The organism is Pedobacter panaciterrae (genome assembly GCF_013204795.1).
In the GTDB taxonomy this organism is placed as follows: domain Bacteria; phylum Bacteroidota; class Bacteroidia; order Sphingobacteriales; family Sphingobacteriaceae; genus Pedobacter; species Pedobacter panaciterrae.
The window spans coordinates 717960-738869 of sequence record NZ_JABMKW010000008.1 but is presented as its reverse complement, the minus strand read 5'-3'; the positions used below and the strand labels follow the sequence as shown (position 1 = coordinate 738869).

General features: G+C 40.4%; 15 protein-coding genes. 4 read left to right on the top strand and 11 right to left on the bottom strand.

The features are described from left to right. Positions 1-133 precede the first annotated feature (133 nt). The 9 genes from HQN86_RS05455 to HQN86_RS05415 all read right to left on the bottom strand — a co-directional run bounded on the left by HQN86_RS05455 (position 134) and on the right by HQN86_RS05415 (position 13753). Complete coding sequence (locus tag HQN86_RS05455; protein ID WP_172659986.1) at positions 134-1849, bottom strand: S1 family peptidase; 1716 nt, start codon at positions 1847-1849, stop codon at positions 134-136. 107 nt (positions 1850-1956) lie between these two features. Beyond that, a complete protein-coding gene (locus HQN86_RS05450; protein ID WP_172659985.1) occupies positions 1957-3099 on the bottom strand; it encodes a TlpA disulfide reductase family protein in 1143 nt (380 codons plus the stop codon). Between the two features lie 18 nt (positions 3100-3117). Next, positions 3118-4539, bottom strand: coding sequence for a PKD-like family lipoprotein (locus HQN86_RS05445; RefSeq protein ID WP_172659984.1), 1422 nt, complete (start codon positions 4537-4539; stop codon positions 3118-3120). 10 nt (positions 4540-4549) lie between these two features. Then, positions 4550-5377, bottom strand: a complete 828-nt coding sequence (locus tag HQN86_RS05440) for a DUF4843 domain-containing protein (RefSeq protein ID WP_172659983.1) — start codon at positions 5375-5377, stop codon at positions 4550-4552. A gap of 17 nt (positions 5378-5394) precedes the next feature. Then, a complete protein-coding gene (locus HQN86_RS05435; protein ID WP_172659982.1) occupies positions 5395-6885 on the bottom strand; it encodes a RagB/SusD family nutrient uptake outer membrane protein in 1491 nt (496 codons plus the stop codon). A gap of 32 nt (positions 6886-6917) precedes the next feature. Next, complete coding sequence (locus HQN86_RS05430) at positions 6918-10322, bottom strand: SusC/RagA family TonB-linked outer membrane protein (RefSeq protein WP_246269439.1); 3405 nt, start codon at positions 10320-10322, stop codon at positions 6918-6920. A 192-nt stretch (positions 10323-10514) separates the two neighbouring features. Then, the gene (locus HQN86_RS05425; RefSeq protein ID WP_172659981.1) at positions 10515-11687 is read right to left on the bottom strand and encodes a FecR family protein; all 1173 of its coding nucleotides are present in this window, start codon (positions 11685-11687) and stop codon (positions 10515-10517) included. 99 nt (positions 11688-11786) lie between these two features. Next, on the bottom strand, positions 11787-12368 hold the full coding sequence (locus HQN86_RS05420; protein ID WP_172659980.1) for an RNA polymerase sigma factor: 582 nt from the start codon (positions 12366-12368) through the stop codon (positions 11787-11789). A 344-nt stretch (positions 12369-12712) separates the two neighbouring features. Next, positions 12713-13753, bottom strand: a complete 1041-nt coding sequence (locus HQN86_RS05415; protein ID WP_172659979.1) for a methyltransferase — start codon at positions 13751-13753, stop codon at positions 12713-12715. An 846-nt stretch (positions 13754-14599) separates the two neighbouring features. On the opposite strand from HQN86_RS05415, the gene HQN86_RS05410 reads away from it, so the two are divergent. After that, positions 14600-15559: a D-2-hydroxyacid dehydrogenase gene (locus HQN86_RS05410; protein WP_172659978.1), complete on the top strand. Its 960-nt coding sequence runs from the start codon at positions 14600-14602 to the stop codon at positions 15557-15559. 8 nt (positions 15560-15567) lie between these two features. After that, positions 15568-16716 (top strand): glycerate kinase, encoded by a 1149-nt coding sequence (locus HQN86_RS05405; protein ID WP_216854326.1) that lies wholly within the window; start codon positions 15568-15570, stop codon positions 16714-16716. Positions 16717-16989: 273 nt separating this feature from the next. On the opposite strand, the gene HQN86_RS05400 is transcribed toward HQN86_RS05405, so the two are convergent. Both HQN86_RS05400 and HQN86_RS05395 read right to left on the bottom strand, forming a co-directional pair. Then, positions 16990-17253 (bottom strand): hypothetical protein, encoded by a 264-nt coding sequence (locus HQN86_RS05400; protein WP_172659977.1) that lies wholly within the window; start codon positions 17251-17253, stop codon positions 16990-16992. A 179-nt stretch (positions 17254-17432) separates the two neighbouring features. Continuing rightward, positions 17433-18032: an insulinase family protein gene (locus HQN86_RS05395; protein WP_172659976.1), complete on the bottom strand. Its 600-nt coding sequence runs from the start codon at positions 18030-18032 to the stop codon at positions 17433-17435. 202 nt (positions 18033-18234) lie between these two features. On the opposite strand from HQN86_RS05395, the gene HQN86_RS05390 reads away from it, so the two are divergent. Further along, a complete protein-coding gene (locus tag HQN86_RS05390; protein WP_172659975.1) occupies positions 18235-18927 on the top strand; it encodes a LytR/AlgR family response regulator transcription factor in 693 nt (230 codons plus the stop codon). Positions 18928-19033: 106 nt separating this feature from the next. Then, positions 19034-20890, top strand: a complete 1857-nt coding sequence (locus HQN86_RS05385) for an ATP-binding protein (protein ID WP_172659974.1) — start codon at positions 19034-19036, stop codon at positions 20888-20890. Positions 20891-20910: the final 20 nt, after the last annotated feature.

Here is a 20910-nt window from a genome sequence, read left to right as displayed (position 1 = left end):
AGCCAAAATGTTGGTTAGCGGCTTTGGAAGCAATATTGCTCTCCCGGTGGCTTACACTTAGCCGCTTGCCGTACCAATAGTGGGTAAATAGTCGCATTTTTTACTTCAGTAGATGATGCATTGACTTATGAAGTTATCGTGTTGGCAGACTGCTTTGATAACGTTCAATTAAACGCAGTAATACCTCGGTCGGAACAACCAGTGTAGTTGTCCTGCTGGAACGCGCTATATTAATGCCACAGAAACGATTCTTAAGGTCAAAAACAGGACCGCCACATTCCTCGGGCTTGACCCTGCCATCATGACTAAACACCTGCGTAAACCCATCGCGTCTGATGCTTTTACCTCCATTAAACAGTTCTGCTGGATGCGTTGATAAAGGCGATTTGAATACATCCAAAGTCAGGTTTTTGAAATAGAGTTGATCTAATCGTTTTATCTTAAAGGTAAGTGAATCAAACGGCCAGAACTTCATCAACTCGGCTCCATAGTCTTCGGGCTTATTGATCGCCATATCATTGATGCTTAGAACCCGATCACCTACGGCTATCCCACTTATTCCGGCCGGAGAACCTGCCTGGACTGCAGTAATCACAATGTTGCTATCTTTGAATGTAGCCATAGCCCCTAAATATCCAATGCTAAACCTTTTTGGGGCATTAAAATACATACTCCCGATTACACTGACCTGATCAGGGCGATCTGGTAGCGGTGAAATCAGAAATTTACCCAGTCTTTGAAAGGATAAGCTATCCCGGTTAAACTGTTTTAATTGTATACCGCCCTGAATTGAACCTATCGGTTGCAGCAGCACAAGGTCGTTTTCAGGATCACGCAAAATGACTTTAAGCGCAAAGGATTTATTCGCAGTAAATACAACCGGATCTTCGCCAATTAAGGAACTCTTACTGATCACAAGACTATTGATGACATTGTTACCAACGGCTGATCTTGCAGTCAGGGAGATTAGAGTTCCATTAATTTTTTGTGTTTTGCCATGTACCGTACTGCTAATACCTAAACAACTCTCCTTTAGCTCTGTAGTCAGGGTAGAAAAACTACCCTGTTGATCTTGGAGGGCAGAAATACTCAGAATTGCCGATTGAAGCGGATCATTGCCAACAGCATCCTCATTTGAAGGGAGTGCACCGTAAGTTTTGGAGACATTTAAGGCTGTCCAGTATTTCCGGTAAAGATCGATAGGGATCTCATAATTTTCATCTTCATCGGTTCCAATTGCACTGTGTAACGCAACAACCCGTCCAAAATGATCAAACAGCGGACCCCCTGAATCCCCCGGCTCCATGACGCAAGTTGATTGAATAAACCCAAACTGATTTTTCAGATCCGTGATTCGGCCAAACCTAAGGGTTGGCAGTGTTTGATTTAGTGTTTCCGGGTAAGCGATACTTAAACAAGGTTCATCTATCTTTAGGGAAGATGACCAGCCCATTTCGGCATAAGGCCAGGCACCAGCTTCGATGATTTTCATGAGTGCTACATCGGGAAACATCTTATTCTCCGTAAATTCAATTTCACCGAGCCCGCGTGCGACATGCGATTTCCCATTAGGGAACATGATTAAATAAGTATTATCAGGTTGATTCACATGTGCCGCTGTTAGAATATGGCCTTGGGCAGTAACCACTACACCCGTAAACTGAGCACTAGTCTGCACCTTTTTCAATGTATCATAACCCCATATCCTTACACTAGCACCATATGCTTTTTTTACGGCTATAGATAATGTTTCTTCTAGTTTTTTGGGACGAAATTTCTGACCGAAGCATTGGGCAGACAGCAGTAGTAGGAATACACCTGTAGTAAATGTTTTTTTTATAATGATCATTACCATTTTTGAAAGATACATGTTGATTTCATCACGTATTGTGCATTTCTGCCCCGGGCAAAACCATAAAGGTATTGCCCGGGGCAGAAGGCAATTGCTGCAGTTGCTTAATTCAGCAATTCAGCTAGTTTCTTGTTCAGCGCCTCCCCCACCAGGTGACTGCCGATAATCTTTCCTTCAGGGCTAATCAGGAAATTTGCAGGAACACCCGAAATGCCGTACACTTTGCGGGCATCATTGTCCCAACCTTTAAGATCAGATACCTGTGTCCAGGTCAGGCCATCTTTCTTGATGGCATCCAACCATTTCACTTTGTCCCCATCTACAGAAACGCCTAGTATTTCAAAGCCTTTGCCTTTGAAAGCAGCATATTGCTTAAGCAGGTTTGGGCTTTCTGCCCGACATGGAGAACACCAGCTCGCCCAAAATTCTACCAGTACCAATTTCCCTTTGTAATCTGATAAGGAAACGAGCTTGCCATTTACATCTTTCTGTGTAAAATTTGGCGCAACGGCACCTAAGGCAGTCACCGTATGTGCATTTAATAGTTTATAAAGACCTTGTCCCCCATAAGACAGACGAAGTTCCTCACCAAGCTTATTAAAGATCGGCATGGCGATCGCTGATTCCAGATTGTAGCCACTTACCAATTCAGATAATGCCTGCAACGCGAAATAAGAATGGGGGTTAGCTTTGGCAAACTCCAACATCTTTTCTCCACGTGATTTTCTGAAAGCCTGTACCTGTTTGTCCAATACTTTAAAATACATTGTGTCTTGCTGCTGTTCAGGCGTTGCCCTATTGATGGTAACATTCGCATTATGGTGCACGGTCATTACAGTAGGCCCCACCTGGTCATCAAAAGCTTTCATTTCATCATAAACCTTTGAGCCTGTCCATTTTGCATTGTAGAGTGAATCTGCAGACGTAATGCTGATATCTTCCTTTCCGAAGTTGACATAGATCACATCACCCAGTCCCTTGGTACCGTAAATTTCTTTGTCTCTGATGCCTTCACGCGAAAGCGTCATCCGCGAAGAAGCAATGCCTGCAATATTCCCTGAAAATTTAAATTTGCCATCAACCAATTCCACAGAATCAGTGCGACCATTGCCCTCAGAAGTATAATCAAGATAAATCTTCGCTGGTTTGTTTAAATTTCCTATTTTTCCTGTGATGGTAAAATTAGGCGTTTGTGCGGCCACTGCAACAGGTGCAAGGGCGGCAAGAATTAAAAATTTTAGTTTCATATGTTTTATAAGTTTTATTTATCGTACTGCCACATCTATCGGAGCACCTGGGATTCCTTCAATCTTTTTGATGAATGTTCCCAGTTTTCCGGTTGAAATATCCAGGTAGTAAATGCTACCTGCTACACCCACCATAATGGTTTCTTCATTTTCAGAAAGTCTGATCATCGTTACTTCCCCTCCACCAAAATCGGTTAACAACTCCCTTACATCTTCATTGATTGGGTTATATCTATATACTTTAGATCCTGAACTAAGGTAGATGATTCCGTTTTTGGCACCCTGCCATTTGGTTTTCTCTGTGATGAGTTCCTGGCGAATAAAAAGGCGTTTTCTTAATGGGCTAAAGGTAAAAGGACCAGTAAATTTCACATTGAAAGAGAGCTCGTAGATTTTTCCCTCTCCACTTTTGCAATAAGCAAAGCAGTCGCTGCTGTTGAGCTGTTCCATATGAATCAGGTCCATCCCTACATTTTTCGGATCAAATATTGCAGTCGATTCAGAATCGTACTGCGTACCAAAATAGGTGGGCCCATTATATACGTTGAGCCTTACAAACTGTTTTAGATTGCGTTCGAATCCGATAAAATAGGTCCCCTGGTTTTGGTTAAAATTCATAATAAATGAAGGTGCGAGTTGATACTCGCCTTCGGCCGCGCTAAACATGCCATAAGTAGGTGATTGGTCCCAGGTATTGGTTGTTCCGTAGGTAAGTGCATTGCTGATCACACCGGCCAATATACCTTGAGGATGCTGTTTGAGCTGGCCAACCTCCAGTTTATCGGGCGCAGCAAAAAAATTATCAGCAATGGTGTTAGGGTATTTTGGATCTTCCTGCATAGTATTGGCATTTAATCGTATTCCACCACCTTTAGTGATGATCCAATAGCCAAGGAGTGTACCACCTGTAGTAGTATTTTTCATCAGGAAAAGATTCATAGGGTCTTTTGGTAGGTCTTTTCCTTGCATGGCCTGATACAGGCGCGCCTGCACTTCTCCGTCAGTCTTAATAAACGAGAACTGAGTGGTGCCGTTTTCCAAGCTCAATACAGCGGTACCTGAGCCGAATTCTGTACCCCCATCTACGAAGAAATCGTGGAAATATTTCATTCCGTTTGTCTTATTGTAAACAGTAAGGCGAGCTTCATACCTTTGGGCCTCCAGGCCAAATATGATTCTAAGTGCCGGCCCGATAAATTTCACATCGTTACCCGTCATCACGCTTATGCGCCATTGCAGTTCTATGTCATCTCCCTTTGTATTTTTTATAGTGGGCTTGATGATTAAACTATCTCCAACTACAGCAGTATAAACTGAATCAAGATTTGACACTTCTGGTGCAGCGGGCATATTGATTTCATAATCGCCCAAATCTTTATGACAGGCAGACAGGGCGATTATAGTCAATATTATTAATCCTATTATTTTTCTAAGGCTCATCTTTATGTTTTTAAATAACTTCTTTTCCATTTTCATCTATGAAGTAATATTTTCCAGTCTGTGTATTTTTCCTCAGCAGCGTTTTTTTACTAGGATTTCCGGTATTGAAAAAATAATAACTATCCGAATTTCCAGGGGTTACTTCTTCCAACACATACCCCTTAGCCACATTCTTGGTAACCCAATTAAAAGGATTGTTCATCATGATGGTGAGCAAGCCAGTATAGTAAAGGTTTTTAGGTGCATCCAGGCCACCTTGAGAACCGGTGGTCATAGAAGTTTGACCGGTCGTGATGTAAAACAATTCGTGCTTGGTCCTTGAATAATTGGTCAGCCACGTATCCCACCAGTCTGGTTTTTCCAATTTGGCAGAAAATACTACTTTAGCCCGCAGCATTGTGGGATTTTTTACACCAAAATCATCAGAAGCAATCAGCTTGATAATGATAGAAACCGATTTTTCTTCCAGAATCTTATCCTTGTTGTACATGATGACCGGAATATAGGCCGTACCCGCGTCCGCCGGCATGGTGTAAGTGCTTTTCAATGGCTGATAGTGTTGTTCGGGAATAGCTGTAGATGAATCCGATTCTACCCGTACATTGTACGTTCGGGCAACAGATGTTCTTATCCCTGACAGCCGGACAGGTAACAACAAGGTGTCCTGAGCTTTGGTAGGCGTATAGGCAAAGGTCCTGACAAGGCTATCTTTGTCACCATTGTATATATCGAAATAGACATTGGCTTCATTACTAAACACCATTTCTTCTGCTTTTTTGCAGGAGGCAATGGACAATAGTAGCAGGATGATGATGATATATGATTTTATAGTTCTCATAATTATGTTCTTATAAATTATCTGCCTCCGTAAACAATTTCATCATTCGGAAGTGGCAATACGAATATTTTATCTGAAGGCGGGATTGCACTTCCTGTTGGTGCAGCAATAGCTTTATTAAGTCGCTTGTACATGTAGAACATCTGGCCTTCAGCAAGCCATTCTTTGCGGGCTTCTTTTAATAATTCATTAATAAGACCGTCTTCTGAAGGAACTGTTAGCTGATTTTGAAATCCTCTGGCAGCACGTACTTCATTAAAGTATTTCAGCGATTGTACAGGATCTGTTGCATAGCTACATTCAGCAGCGATGTAATACATCTCACTTAGCCTTATTGCGGGTGCCATCAGGTAATGCAAGTTGGCATTTGCCTCTGTACTGAGCGAGTTTCTATTGTACTTTACAATGTCATACCACCTGCTGCTTACATCTGCCATTAGCGTAAGCCACTGTTTGAAGCGAAGGTCTTCTCCCCCAACGGTACCCGCTTCATAAATTAACCTTGCATCGTCTTCCAAAAGGAAGAAACTACGGGTACCACTTTTAAACCAGTTTTCTTTGATGTCTTTTGCAGAGCCGGGGATATACCAACCAAATAACAGTTCCTTGTAAAGGATACGGTCTTTTTTTGCTTCATCAAAAGCAATAAAATCGCTTTGTGCGGTCCAAGGGAATTTATCCGAGTCGATCACTTCCTTGGCATTTTTCAGTGCATTTACTTTATCATTTTTATAAAGATAAACCCGGGCCAGTGTCCCGCACACCGCGTAGTAGTTCAGGTGATGTCTTCTGTTCTGGAGGAACAATATTGGGGAGCTCTCTTCTGTATTTTTGGTTGTATCTGTGACCAGCGGGTAGTTGACTTTATATCCCGCGCTGCGAATGGGATCATTAGTCATTAAGGTTTTAGCTTGTTCCAGATCTTGAATCAACAGACCCATTACTTCGGTAACCGACGACATTGGCGTAACCTCCTTGGAGTATTTTTTTGCAAATGGTATTCCGGGAGCTGTTGGGTTTTTGAGGTAAGATGGGGCAAACAAACGCAACAGGTCGAAATGCAAATAGGCCCTTAGGGCTAAGGTTTCACCTTTAATCAATTCATAGTTTGATCCGGTAAATACATTTTTACGCTCATCGATATTACTCAATATCAAATTGCAATTGACAATGGCACTATACAGGCCGCTCCATATTTTGTCCTTACGTTCAATGAATTTTCCATTGGTGTAGTTGTACAAGGAAGTTTGTCTGTAGTCCTGTCCGTCCGTACCAATAGAAAAATTTTGGGCAAGCGCTTCAGTAGTTCCAAATGTCAGCTCTTTCCCATATAGGTCATGACTGGTGCTCTTGATGTATATTCCATTTAAAGCTTCCATGAAACCATTTTCGGTACTGAAAAGAACCGGAGCCGATATTTCTGATTCTGGCTGAACTTCCAGCCATTTTTTACAGGAACTCAATGAGCCCGCAAGTAAAATGAAACCGATTAACAACTTAATGTTCATATTTTTATATTTTATCTGTTAAATAGTAAGACCTAAAAAGTAGCGTTGACCGAAAAAGTGATGCTTCTTGCAAAAGGATAATCAATCCCTCTTTCCTGTTTAATCGAGGACCATCTTGTTACCTCATTGGCAGTTACGGCAAACCGTAAGTTAGACATCGACAGTTTTTTGGCATATTTCTGATCTATATCGTAGGATAAATAAAGCGACTGCAGATTAAGCAGATTATCCTTTTGAACAAATCTGGAATTTACTTCTGTAGTGCCTAAATCTGCGATGTTTTTGTAAAAGGTCAAGTCACCGGATTGTTTCCATTTTCCTTCAAATACCCGCTTATCTACATTGTACCTTGCATCTGCGTTCTCTACCCGATCGACCAAGGTCTGGTTGTACGTATCCCCTCCAAAGTAAGTCTCGAAATTAGCAGTAAGATTAAAGCCTTTATAGGTGAATGTTCCACCGAAATACCCATTGACCTTTGGATCGGCATTGCCTACCACTACGATATCTCTTTTGTCGTAATCGTAAGTAAGTGTCCCATCTCTTTTTACATAAAGCTCACGACCGTTTTCAGGATCTATACCTAAGGAACGTACTGCATAGATGGCATTGATGGACTGACCTTCATTATACCTCAACAAGGGTACTCCTTTGAAACCTCCATCCTTTTGATCTACTGATTGCAGTTCATCGGCTTTGTCATTGTATTTTTTCAGGGCGTTGGAAATCCTGACAATACGATTTCTATTGGCTACCATGTTTGCTGTCAGGTTTACCGACCAGTCTTTTCTGCGAATGGCATCCCATCTTATCCCCAGTTCAGCTCCTTTATTTTCCATATCCCCAAGGTTCTCTTTGTAAGAAAGGAAGCCCGTTGATGGGGGAAGCGTGATGTCTGCAAGGATATCTTTGGTAAATTTCCTGTAAACTTTAGGAGAAATGGTTAAACGGTCTTTAAACAGACCTAAATCTATACTGATATCGGTCATTAAAGTTTTTTGCCAGGAAAGATTTTCGTTGCCATAATTGTTCACTGTGGCACCGATACCGGTTGAATACCAGTTATCAGACGAGTAGTTGTAAGTCGTTCTGGAGAGATAGGGATCAAACAATACAGAGCCGGTAAGTCCCGTTGATACCCTCAGTCTAAGCTGACTGATGACACTGTTGTCTTTGAGGAAATTCTCGTTGTGAAGATTCCAGCCCAGTCCGAATGACCAGAAAGGCGCAAGTTTATTGTCCACACCAAATTTGGAAGAGCCGTCAATCCTTACGGTAGCATCCATCAGGTATTTGTTGTCATAGGAATAGTTCATGCTCATGAATGAGCCGAATAACCTGGACCGCTCAAGCCTGCTGTAAGGCCTTCCATTTTCTGCATATCCTTTCGCAAATCCGATGTTTGAAAACCGGTCATTGGCAAAACCCAAGGCAGTATACTCCTTGGCATCCGAGAGCTCGGTACGTATGTTTACACCGGCCATCACGTTAAAATAGCTTTTGGCTATTTGCTTTAGCCAGGTTAAGCGGATATTTCCGTCCCAATAGGTTTCTTTCCTGTTTTTGTTGGTATATTCTCCCTTTTCATCAATTTTTGCCGTTTCATAGAGGTAATATCTATTAGCAAGGGGAGAAATGAAGATGTCATCTGTATTTGAACGGCTTGTTAAACTCATCTGCCCCCTTAGTTTAAGGTCTTTCATTAGCTCCAGTTCAGCAGAAAGGTTATCGATGATCTCCATATAAGAGGATTTGTTAAAACTGCTCAGTTGTGCATCGTATAACGGGTTGAAAATATAGGATTTTTCACCTGCTGAATTTTCCCAGATATCTATCACCCGGGTAATGTTTCCATTTGCATCGGTCATCGGGTAGTAAGGGTTTGTTTTTACATAGTCCGCGAAATTGCCATAGGGAGATTCATTTCCCGTCACCTGAGTAATAGAAAGGTCATTTCTGAATTGAAATTTGTTGACATTATAAGTAAAGTTCATGCCCCCGGAATACTGGTCCCTTGCAGAACCTTTCATCACTCCAGGCCTGGTTTGGTACCTCAGGTCAACACCATAACGGAATGCCTGAGAACCACCTTCCAGATACACAGAGTGCTTCTGTCCGGCCGTGGTACGAACCGGCTGCGACAACCAGTAAGTGTTTACCCCTCCGATTACGTTTGCGAACTTATGATAATACAGTTCCTCTAAATGATCCTGAGGGATATTCTCGTGACTAGAGTCGTACAGGCCGGCAAGCACTTCATATCTTAGTTTATCTTCAGCATTTAGCACCTGATAATCACTCAGGTCTGCTCCGGTAACATTCAATTCGTAATTATAGCTCACCCGTAACTTACCCTCTTTTGGTGCTTTGGTTACAATAACCAACACGCCATTAGCGGCCCTGGCTCCGTAGATGGCAGTAGCGGCCGCATCTTTTAGCAGGGTAACCGATGCCACACGGTTTACGTCCAAATCAAATACTTTTTGCACATCAACTTCATAGCCATCCAGGATAAATGCCGGCATGTTCACGCCACCCGAAATCGCATCCCTTCTCAATACTTCGCCATCACCACTTGGCAATGCCGAAGATCCACGTACATTAATGGAAGGTATTCTGTTTGGATTTGAACCTGCAAGATTGTTTTGCACAAGCCTGAATGACGGGTCAAAAGCACCTATACTCTGTAAAAGATTTTGAGGATTTATGGTTTTTAGCTGATCTCCGGAGATCGCTATAGCAGTGCCCGTAAAGCTATCTTTTTTTATGGTTTGATAACCGGTGATCACTACATCATTCATTTGAGTAACCTCATCTTCGAGTTCAATGTTCAGGAACTTCTTCTCTCCAACCTTTACCTCCTTTACCTGATAACCTACGTAAGTGAATAAAAGTACGTCTTCTGGTTGCGCAGCGATCCTGAATTCTCCGGCAGCATTGGTCTGGGTACGAATATTGGAATTCGACTTGAGTGACACATTCACCCCAGGCATGGGTTGCCTGGTTTTGCTGTCTGTCACCTGACCAGAAATCTCGACAAAGTTATTTTTTATGCTTTCTAAGGTTTTATTGCCGATCTGGTTCCTGATGACAATGGTATTGTTTATAATATTGAAGGTCAGACCCTGCTGTTCCAGCACGGCACTCAAAGCCTCACTAAGCGGTACATTTTTAAGTGCAACATGAATTTTCACACGGTTCACATTAACCTCTTCGCTGTAAAAAAAGAGATAGCCTGTTTGCTGTTTAATGTCCTGAAAAACAGTCTCAAGTGTGGTGTTACGTCTGGAAACACTTATTTTTTGCGAATAGCTTGCGGCGGACAAATGCATGGCGCCGATCAGTAATAAAATAGCAGTTAATTTCATCACTATAAGGAATTTGTACTTTACCCTCCGCATTTCGCACGCGGGGTTGTAAAGAAAAGTTAATTTCATACTTTTGGAATAGAATTAAGTGAATAAATAACAGCCCGGCCTCAACATCTGGCTGTTGACCTTTTTTTGAGCCGGAAGTGGTGAGACACTTTCGGCTTTTTAGTCCTGTGGTTCCTAGTGGTGGTGGTGTAGTTTTCTTATCATCTGATAAATGGTTTGTAGTTAAAAATTCGGTTAGTTTTGTATGGTGGTTTAGGGTTGTTCATTATTGGAAGGGTCATACGATACATATACCGTTTTGCCCTTTAAGTTCAGTTTTACCTGATTGAGCTCAAGGATTTTAAATACCTCAGAAAGTTTGCTGTTCCTGGATATGCCGCCGAAGAATTTCTTATCAGGAATAGCTCCGTTATATACTATCTTAATGTTATACCATCTGGAAATTTCGCTCATTACAGATTTCAGGTTATCCCCATCAAAAATGAACACGTCGTTGATCCATGCCATCTCCTTATCCAGATTAACCTGAGCGGTAGCAATGGAACCGGTACTTTCCCTACTAACGCTGGCCTGCTGCCCGGGAAAAATAATTATATGGTGCTTTCCGGCTACAACTTTAACAGAGCCCTCAACAAGCGTAGTTTTGATTGCACTTTCATCTGCATAGGCCTCCACATTGAAATGCGTCCCCAAAACCTCTACTGTTTGTAAACCTGAAATCACCTTAAAAGGATGTTGAATATTTTTGGCAACTTCAAAATAAGCCTCGCCATGGAGGTCAACTACCCGCTCCCTCCCTTTAAATGAGGTCGGAAAGCTTACCGAAGAAGCTGCATTAAGTTTGATCCTGGAACCATCAGAGAGTACAACAGTATATTGACCGCCGTTTGGAGTGGTTATGGTATTCATTGCAGTTTCCTCAGTTAAATCTGGGCTGGCTGAAACCTGATAGATCACTTCTCCATTATCTTTTTTAGTGATGTTGATCCCCGACTGCTGTGCGACCTCTCCTGTTTTAACCTCGTTCAATACAATTTTATTCCCATTAGCCAGTGTAAGCACCGCTTTATTACTTCCAGGAACAACGGTACGATCCATTTGTGCTAGCAGATCATTTTTTTGCTGGTAAGAGACCAGATAAATTGCAACCGAAACAAGCAGCAGCGCAGCTGCGGCAGCGCCGTATTTCATCCAGCCATAACTTAGTTTTCGGACTCTCGGACGTTCAATTCGCCTGTCAATATTTGCTTTAATATCATCTCTTAATTCCGAAAACTGAGACTCGTTGTCACCATTAATCAGCCCGTCATTGACCTCAAACATATTGTAGTAAGACTCCAGGAATTTTATTTCCTCAGAACTAGCAGTTTGTTGTCTATATTTTTTAAGAATTTCTCTAAAATAGTTTTTGTAGGCGCTTTTCATGATCCGTTTTATACTTATATGAGTCGAAAAACTCAAATTAGCCCACGCGGTAAAAAAATTTTTATTTTTTTACATTACATCAATGAAGAAGCCGCTTTTTTACCGTGCCTGATAGTATAACATAACTGCATAAAAGAGCATTAACGATGTTCTGAGCTTATTCAAAGCCTTGCCTAATTGATTTCGCACTGTTTTTGGAGAAATCTGCAGCCTCTCAGCAATTTCCTTGCTACTTAAATCATCTTCAAAACGCATTCTGAAGATGATACGCTGTTGCGAAGGGAGGCTTTCAATCAGCTGATCAAAAGCTTCAAGAAATTCGTCATGTAATATTTTCGCATCAGCATCACCGAGCACGCCTTCAAGTTCAGCTGCAGTATCGGGAAGCGCCGCATACTTACCCTCTTTCTCGAGATGTTTAAATACCCCATTTCTGGCCGCAACATTTAAATAAGCAGGAAGGTTTTCAATAGGACTTGCTGTACCCCTGATCCAAAGCTGAACAAATACATCCTGAGCAATATCCTGAGACCGTTCCATATCATTTAGCCTTTTAAAGGCAGTATTAAAAACGAGCTTCCAGTATCTGTTGTATAAAATGTCAAACGCATACTTATTACCCTCACTCAGTTGGAGCAAGAGCTCATGGTCTCCGATACTATTTAGACTTTCAGGGCACATCTTCACCTATATCAACCAAATCTATAAATATTTATAATATTCCCTGCGCTCATTTAACATAAATAGCACTATACCTCTGCTTTTTAATACCTCTGATTAAAAATCCTTCCTCAATATTGACATTGGAATGATTTTTTAGTAAAAAATAAAGCAAAGTTCACTACACATCAAGCATAAGACTAATAAAACCACCACCTAAACTATAGTTTGTTAACTTTTTTACACCAGAGCACCCGTTTAGCAAAGATATCGCACATTCCTCATGAATTACAAATACCTAAGGCACGCATGGACAGTTAGCAAGAATGTTCATAGAATAAAGCAGGTAAAATGTTAATGCAAGTTTATTTATAGGCTATTGCCGCGCTTGATGGCCCTGCTAATGGAAGAAGTGAGGTGGTTCTAAATCCGACAATATTAGCCCATCTGTTAAAGTCTGCAAATGTATAATCAAATCCCGTTCCTGTTTCAATCAGCATATTTAAACTCATCATCATACCAAAAACATTTTGCTTTCTTTCGTCATCTATGATGCCTTCAATAGCTACAAATGCCCCATTAGCTGGGAGAGCATCATAAGCTTTTTTCATTAAAGAAATTTTATTTTCTTCGTCCCAGTCGTGCAGGATGTTCCCCATTACCACAACCTCGGCATTGGGTATTGGCATGGTAAAGAAGTCGCCGCTTGCGGCTTTTACACGATCTGATAATCCGAATTGCTGGATGGTAGCGTTTGCAATAGGCTCAACCGGAGGCAGGTCAAAACTTGTACAATGCATATGAGGGTTATATTTTGCAACCATAAGCGAAAGCAACCCGGCTGAACCGCCTATATCAACTAATGTATTATATTTTTGAAATTCAAATTTTTGAGCAAAGGTCATAAAATTCCCCATTTGAATGCCGCTCATTGCATTGGTAAATTCTTTTAATTTTTCAGGGTCCTCATATATTAAACCGAAAAAATCCTCACTTCTTTTGGCTTCGTTTTGAGGAAGTCCCGTAAGCAGCCCCTCGCCTAAATTACCCCAAAATCCATATAAACGATTGTTCATCATTTCAAGGATACCTCCAATATAGGACGGCTTATTTATATCTAAAAATGTATCTGCATCAATGGCATTCGAATAAATGGCTGTTTCCAAAATACCTTCACGCGTTAAAAAACCAAATACAGTTAACGTATCTAAAAAATCATAAACATTTCTGTCTGTACATTTAAGTCCTAAAGTTTCTTTGACATCTTTGGCTTTCATAGTTTTCTTTTCCGAAAGCTTGCTGAATAATTGAAAACTCACAGCGGTCAAAAGAATTTTTGAAGCCCAAAAGCCTGTTCCAATTTTCATAATGTTTTCAGGCGATGGCTGATTAGTTTGCGGTTTCATTTTTTTCTATTAATTGTCAGTTTTAATAATTGGTCGTGCCCCCGGAAAATTCTACTGAAGCCTGGTTATCTAAAATACAAAGATTAATTGGATATAAAGCCATTATCTAACTGAACAACAATAATTTACTGCAATTTCTAAACAATCTATCTGGCCTTCGATTGTACTGTTATCATCACTATCGAAATCTAATGTGCTTTTTGACCTTACCTGCATTATTCCCTTTGTACAAAAGGTATATGGACAATGGCAGTAGCAACATAACCAGAAGGCACACCAAAGCAGGCAAAAATATAATTTTTACAGCAGCGATAGCTTCATCCAGATCTACAATAGCCCTCAACATAAGGGTGGCAGAAAGGCAGATCAGAAACAAAAGCAATGAGATTAGATAGTACCTTGTTCTAAGCATAGATTTTAAGATTTTATTGTGATTTCTGTCTGTTGGTATCTATACGAGTTGAGAATACAAAACGCTACAGACAATAATGCTATTAAAACAAGTGATAAATGCATGCTTTGATAGTAGTTGTTAGTACTGCTTCAGGAAACTATATAATGAGAAATATTTTCAACTTCGTTTAAAAACGCAACCAGTTTTGTATTTTAAATAATTGTTATCTTTAGTAAACCAATATAAATTAATATGGTAAATATAAAATCTAAAGAAATGCTATTTGCTGGACTAATGGGAGTAGGCGGTTTTGATCTTACTACTAAACTCCTTTACCCGATAAAATATCTTGCACCAACCTTTATAATATCATTAGCAGTTTGGCTTTATTGCTTTTATGTGAATAGGTCAGTAAGAAAATACGGGAAACAAAATAGTCGTGACAGTATTTTATGAAAATCGTAATACTAGACGGATATACACTGAATCCAGGGGACCTGAGCTGGGACGAGTTAAAACAATTTGGTGAAGTAACCCTGTACGATCGCACCCCAGTAGACAAAGTTGTTGAACGCACAAAAGGGGCAGATGTTATATTTACCAATAAAACACCGGTAAACGCTGAGGCATTAAACAGTCTTCCGGACTTAAGATACATTGGAGTCCTGGCCACTGGTTATAATATTGTGGATACCGCAGTGGCCAGGGAAAAGGGGATAACAGTAAGTAATGTACCAGGTTATGGTACTCCGTCTGTCGTGCAACTAACCTTTGGCCTTTTACTGGAACTTTGCCTACATGTACAGCGCCATAGTGATGCGGTAACCTCCGGCCGCTGGGCTTCCGCTCCCGACTTTTGCTTCTGGGATTATCCGCTGGTTGAACTGACAGGAAAAACAATGGGGATTATCGGATTTGGTGATATAGGCCGGCAGGTTGCTGATGTGGCCGCCGCATTTGGAATGAAAGTTATTGGAACAAGCCGGAACCGGACAGATCAGTCTCACCGCAGTAATTTTAAATGGGCAGAAATACCCGAACTGCTGGAGCAGTCAGATGTTGTCAGTATCCATTGCCCTCTAACACCTGAAACCAAAGGGCTCATCAATAAAGAAAACTTACAGCGAATGAAAAGCAGCGCTTTTCTTTTGAATACCTCAAGGGGCCCTATCATTATCGAAGAAGATCTTGCCGAAGCATTGAACAACAGTAAAATTGCCGGAGCGGGCCTCGATGTGCTTTCTGTTGAGCCGCCTGCGAAGGACAACCCGCTTTTCGGTGCAAAAAACTGCATCATTACACCTCACATCGCCTGGGCAACAAAAGAAGCGAGAGCCAGGTTAATGGAGGTAACTATTGCCAATTTGAATGCATATAAAAATGGGAATCCTGTAAACGTGGTAAACTTGTAACTGAAGACATGATGCACATCCTGATTTCCCCCAATGCCTTTAAACACAGTCTGAATGCCGAAGAAGCTGCGTTTGCTATTCAGGAAGGTTTAAGGCGAAGTAAGGCCGGTGTGACCACTGAGTGTTTCCCGGTAGCAGATGGCGGGGATGGTACAGCAACCTTAATTATAAAAAAATGCAAAGGCACATTATTGGATGTGGCAGTACACGATGCGCTGGGCAGACCAATAAATGCTGTATTTGGCCTGATCGATAATGGTGCAACAGCCGTTATAGAAATGGCAGACGCATCAGGAATAAGGTTACTTAAACCCGAAGAGCTTAACCCTTTGCGTGCCAATTCTTCCGGTACAGGGGAAATGATCAGAAAAGCACTTGACCAGGGGGTTGAAAAAATTATAATCGGCATGGGTGGCTCAGCTACTGTGGATGGTGGCACCGGCATTTTGCGTGCCCTTGGTGTCCGTTTCTTAGCAGCGAACGGCAATGAGTTAGCCATTCTTCCTGAGGATCTTAGAGATTTAGCGACTATTGACCTTTCAGCCCTTGACGAAAGAATATTGAAATGTGAAGTGATTGTTTTGTGCGATGTAGACAATATGCTACTAGGTAACCAGGGATCTGCGGCTGTATTCGGCCCGCAAAAAGGTGCCTCCCCGGATGAGGTAAAAAAATTGGACCAGGCGCTTAACAAACTTTCAGGCGTGGTTTTACACCATACAGGCAGGGATATGGCTGCGATAAAGTACGGAGGCACTGCAGGAGGCGCAGCTGCAGGCTTATATGCATTTCTGAATGCCCGACTGGTAAATGGAATAGATCATTTTCTTTCACTTACAGATTTTAATTCTTCACTGGAGCGGGCAGATCTGGTCATCACCGGGGAAGGGAGTATTGATGCGCAAACCTTACAGGGAAAAGGGCCTTTTGGCGTAGCATACCGTGCCAAACTTAAAGGGCTGCCTGTGGTTGCCTTCGCGGGGAAGGTGCCACTGAAACGGAATGTAAATTTACAGGCATATTTCGATGTATTAATGCCTATTGGAAACCAGCCAGACGATCTCACAACTGCGTTGGCATGTACAGCAGATAACCTTACACGGACAGCCGAAACATTGGGCAATATGCTGGTCTTGATGCCAGAGAAAAGAAGCTGAAATAAAAGGCATCAGGAACTGATCACTACATTTATGTTATCATGATGCATGTTTAAGTGATAATGGCCACTGCTCACCAGAATGGTGAGAAAAGCTACATATTTTGCTTCTGGTCGGAAAACAAAAAAAAACCTGAAATCAGTTGATTTTCAGATTTTTAGTTGATTTTAATATTAGTCTATGCGGGGTAGCTGGGAGTCCCTTGCAACACCTAGAGGTCATTTTATCGATCATAATGGAGATTTACAAGAAAAAATGAGCGGATGTTTTAGGCTATTTTCCCTCACTGCTTTTCAATTTCCAAATAAAGCCATCCAGTACATAATGCGTACTTTGTGACAGTGCAAGTAAAGGGACTAGAAAAGTTAGTATGCTGATGTCCATTATTTGTGGCAGGGAAGAGAAAATAGAAAATACGTTGGTGTGTTCCTTCCATATAAAACCATCCCACAAACCTTCCTCGATATAAGCCGGTAAAGTAAGTACTAGGATAAACACCAAAACACCATATTTACCAAATGTGGCACGCACCAACATATTCCCGAATGTGGTGCCGATTCACGAAGCCCTATTGCTCTATTGTAATGAATTGATTTAATGCAAATAAAGCCCTAGCCTAAATCCAATCTCATATCAACCTGTATATACCATAACAGGAAAAGCTGCAAAAAAATAATTCTGTACAGCTAATCAATAACTCATCGATTAAATTTAGGCTATTTGGTAGCCAATAGTTCCGAGTTAGAACGGTTGTTCCATTCCCCAAAAGATTTCTTTGCTAAAGCTTTAGCCTCGGAGACAGAGATGTTGCCCACAATAGTCAGATATGCATTTGAAGGAATAATATTCTTACTATAAAATGCTTTGATATCGTTTAAAGTTATAGCCTGAAGTGATGCCTCTGTAATTGTTTCGGGATAATAGCGGTCTTTCGCATTCACACTAGTAATTACTTTTGCTAAGGCTGTTTCAAAAAAAGTTTGGTTTAAGGCAGGTTCCTGTATTGATTTTGAGAATATCATTAAGGTGGCAGCAAAATCGGAGGTATTTGCAGCTATATTACCGCCCTTATCGCTGAAATTCATCATAACGTTAAATACTTCTTGCACACCAGGTTTACTGCTTTCAGTTGCTCGTTCATCTGCTGTAAAACCTGCAAATATTTTTTTACTTTCCCCATTCTCTGCAACAATTATGGTCAACCCATTTTTTAGTTTAAAACTAACAGGATCTTTCATTGAAATGGACTGAGCACTGGCTAATTGGACAGATAATACTGAAATAATTACGATGATAAAGTTTTTAATAGTTTTCATAATAGCTTATATTTTTGTGAATTGATTAATCAAAACTATTGCTGAAACACGATCTGCGAAACGAAAAGGAGATAGAAAGGCAAATTCTGTCGTCGAAATGGGGATTTGAAGCGTTATAATTTATAGTGATGTTTAATACGGGCTGTACCTTTACTGAATAGAAATATTAACGTATATTGGATTAATAAATAGATTATTTCTGATGAATTGCTTAATTGTAGATGACCAGGCGGTATTTAGAGCCGTTTTAAAGAAATTAATAACTTTAGACCCATCCTTATTCTTGGTTGGTGAATGTACAAATGCCGCCGAAGCCCATCAGATTATTCTTAACAACGATATTGATATCATTTTTTTAGATATTGAGATGCCCAGAATGAGCGGAATTGAGCTAGCAAGATTGTTAGAGGGTAAAAACCCTATGATTATTTTTACTACTTCTCAAATAGATTATGCTATAGAAGCTTTTGATTTAAACGTAGTTGATTTTTTAACAAAACCAATAGGATCTGTTCGGTTTTTGAAAGCGGTACAAAAGGCTCGAGATCTGATCAAAACCAAAAAGCAGGCTGCAAATGAAGCAGATGAATTTGTGTTTATCCGAGATTCAAATATCATTAAACGAATTAAATTATCTGATATTTTATACTTTGAAGCTAAGGGAGACTATATAAAAATTTTCCTTTCAAATACCAACTACTCTATCCATTCATCCTTGAAATCTGTAGAACAAAAATTACCCGAAAATACATTTTTCAAAGTGCACAGGTCTTTTATTGTTAACCTTGGAAAAATAGATTCCATTGAGGGGGGCACATTAATCGTCAATCACACTATGATTCCTGTATCTGACACCTATAGACCGCTATTAAATAAACGGATGCAAATTCTGTAACCATCTCAAGGCGCAATCTATAAATAAATGAAATGAATAAGTCTATTTTCAATTGAGTTTATTTAAATTAAAAACTAAATTAGTTTGATCTATTCCTATTTTCACCATGCGCTTACCAAAACTATTGCCTTACTTTTTGCCGGTCCTACTATTTTGTTATGGCACAATACAAGGACAATCCAATTTAATAAGAGCAGAGAAACAGAAATTGTCTTCTGTTAAAGACAGTATCGGTTATATCAATTCCATAAACCGCTTAGGAATGCTCTATCATATGCGGAATCTGGATAGCGCTCTTTATTATAGTATAAAGGCCAAAGAGATGGCCACTAGGTTACAATATCCGAAAGGAGTAGCAGATGCTGATAATGTTATAGCGACTATTTTCGCTATGAGGGGGATGTACCAGGAATCTCTTCAACTATTAACCCAAGCATTGTCTGCTTATAGCGCTCAAAAGGACAGCGCAAACGTTAGTCAGGTAACAATAAATATGAGCAATGTATATGGAAGTCTTAATGATTCTACAAAAGCTCTTAATCTTTTGAGACAGGTCATTCGAACAGGAAGTAAAGACAGTATTATGAGCCTGGCGTATGCCAATTATTGCATGGCTAATTCAACTCTTTCTGATGATAGTAGTCAGTACTATATAAATAAAACTCGGGAAATTGCTTCCAGGTATAATGATTACCGAATGCTAATTGGAGTAAAGGAGTTAGAATCCGATTTTCTACTAAAAAAAGGTCGTATTAAAGAATCGTTAAAGGTGCTGGCTGATGCCTTAGCTGAAGCGCGAAAATATGAGCTTAATGAACAGGAAATTTACTTGTTGAATTCCTACGCCCGATATTATAAAAACCAACCAGATAGTGCTTTGCATTATGCATGGAGTAGTTATCAATTGGCTAAAGAAAACGGTTATGTAGTGGCGTTGATCCCATTATTGCAGGATGTTTTAAGCTTTACTGAATTATTGGGCAATAAGGATAAAATTATCAGCGTTCAGAAGCTACTGGAAACCACAATGGCCGAAGAGAATGAGAATTTGAAAAAATTTGTTGGAGATTACATTAAATACAATATCATACAAGGTGATAATGCTGTTTTAAGTATCATAAATAAAAATAGCAAGACCAAAATATGGCTGCTGGTGTCCATTTGTGTAGTCAGTTTATTTCTACTCCTTTTCATGTATCGCTTATACCAGGTTTCGCGTAAACATGAAAGTGAGCTGGGAAAACTCAACCGGCAAATATTGGAACAAAATAAGACCCTACAGGCAACCGACGAATTCAAAAACAAACTCTTCTCTATTTTAGCACATGATTTCAGAACTCCACTTATCTCTACAATAAGCATTGCTGGTTTAATGAAGGACAATCCAGAATTTACGAAAGAGGAAATGGAACAGTTTTATGGTGATATAGAAAAGAGAGCTTCAGATATGCTGGAGTCATTCGACATCATATTGCAATGGATCAAACAACAATTGTCCGGTTATCAATATAAAGCTGAAACACTAGTACTGCATGATCTTTTTAGCGAATCGGCTGACATTGTTATGCCGCAAATGACTCCAAAAAAGATAACATTGTCAAACCAAATACCAAAATACGTAATTGCAACATCGGATAAGGAAATGCTACAATTCGTTAATCGAAATTTACTGTCTAATGCCGCTAAATTCTCCCCTGAGGGTGGGACAATTACAATTAGTTGCACACAGGACGATCATTTGATTACTATATCCATAACAGATGAAGGCCGGGGAATGGATGAGCAGACGCTCAGTAAACTATTTTCAGTATCCAGTAACTTCGGTTCATCTACACAACATGGAGCGGGGATAGCCCTTTCCATGTGCAAAGATTTTATTCAAAAACTTGGGGGTCGAATTTGGGCACAGAATGCAGAACCAAATGGCGCCATATTCTCATATTCCATTCCATTAAAAGCATGATTCCTTCTTTTTCAGATTGC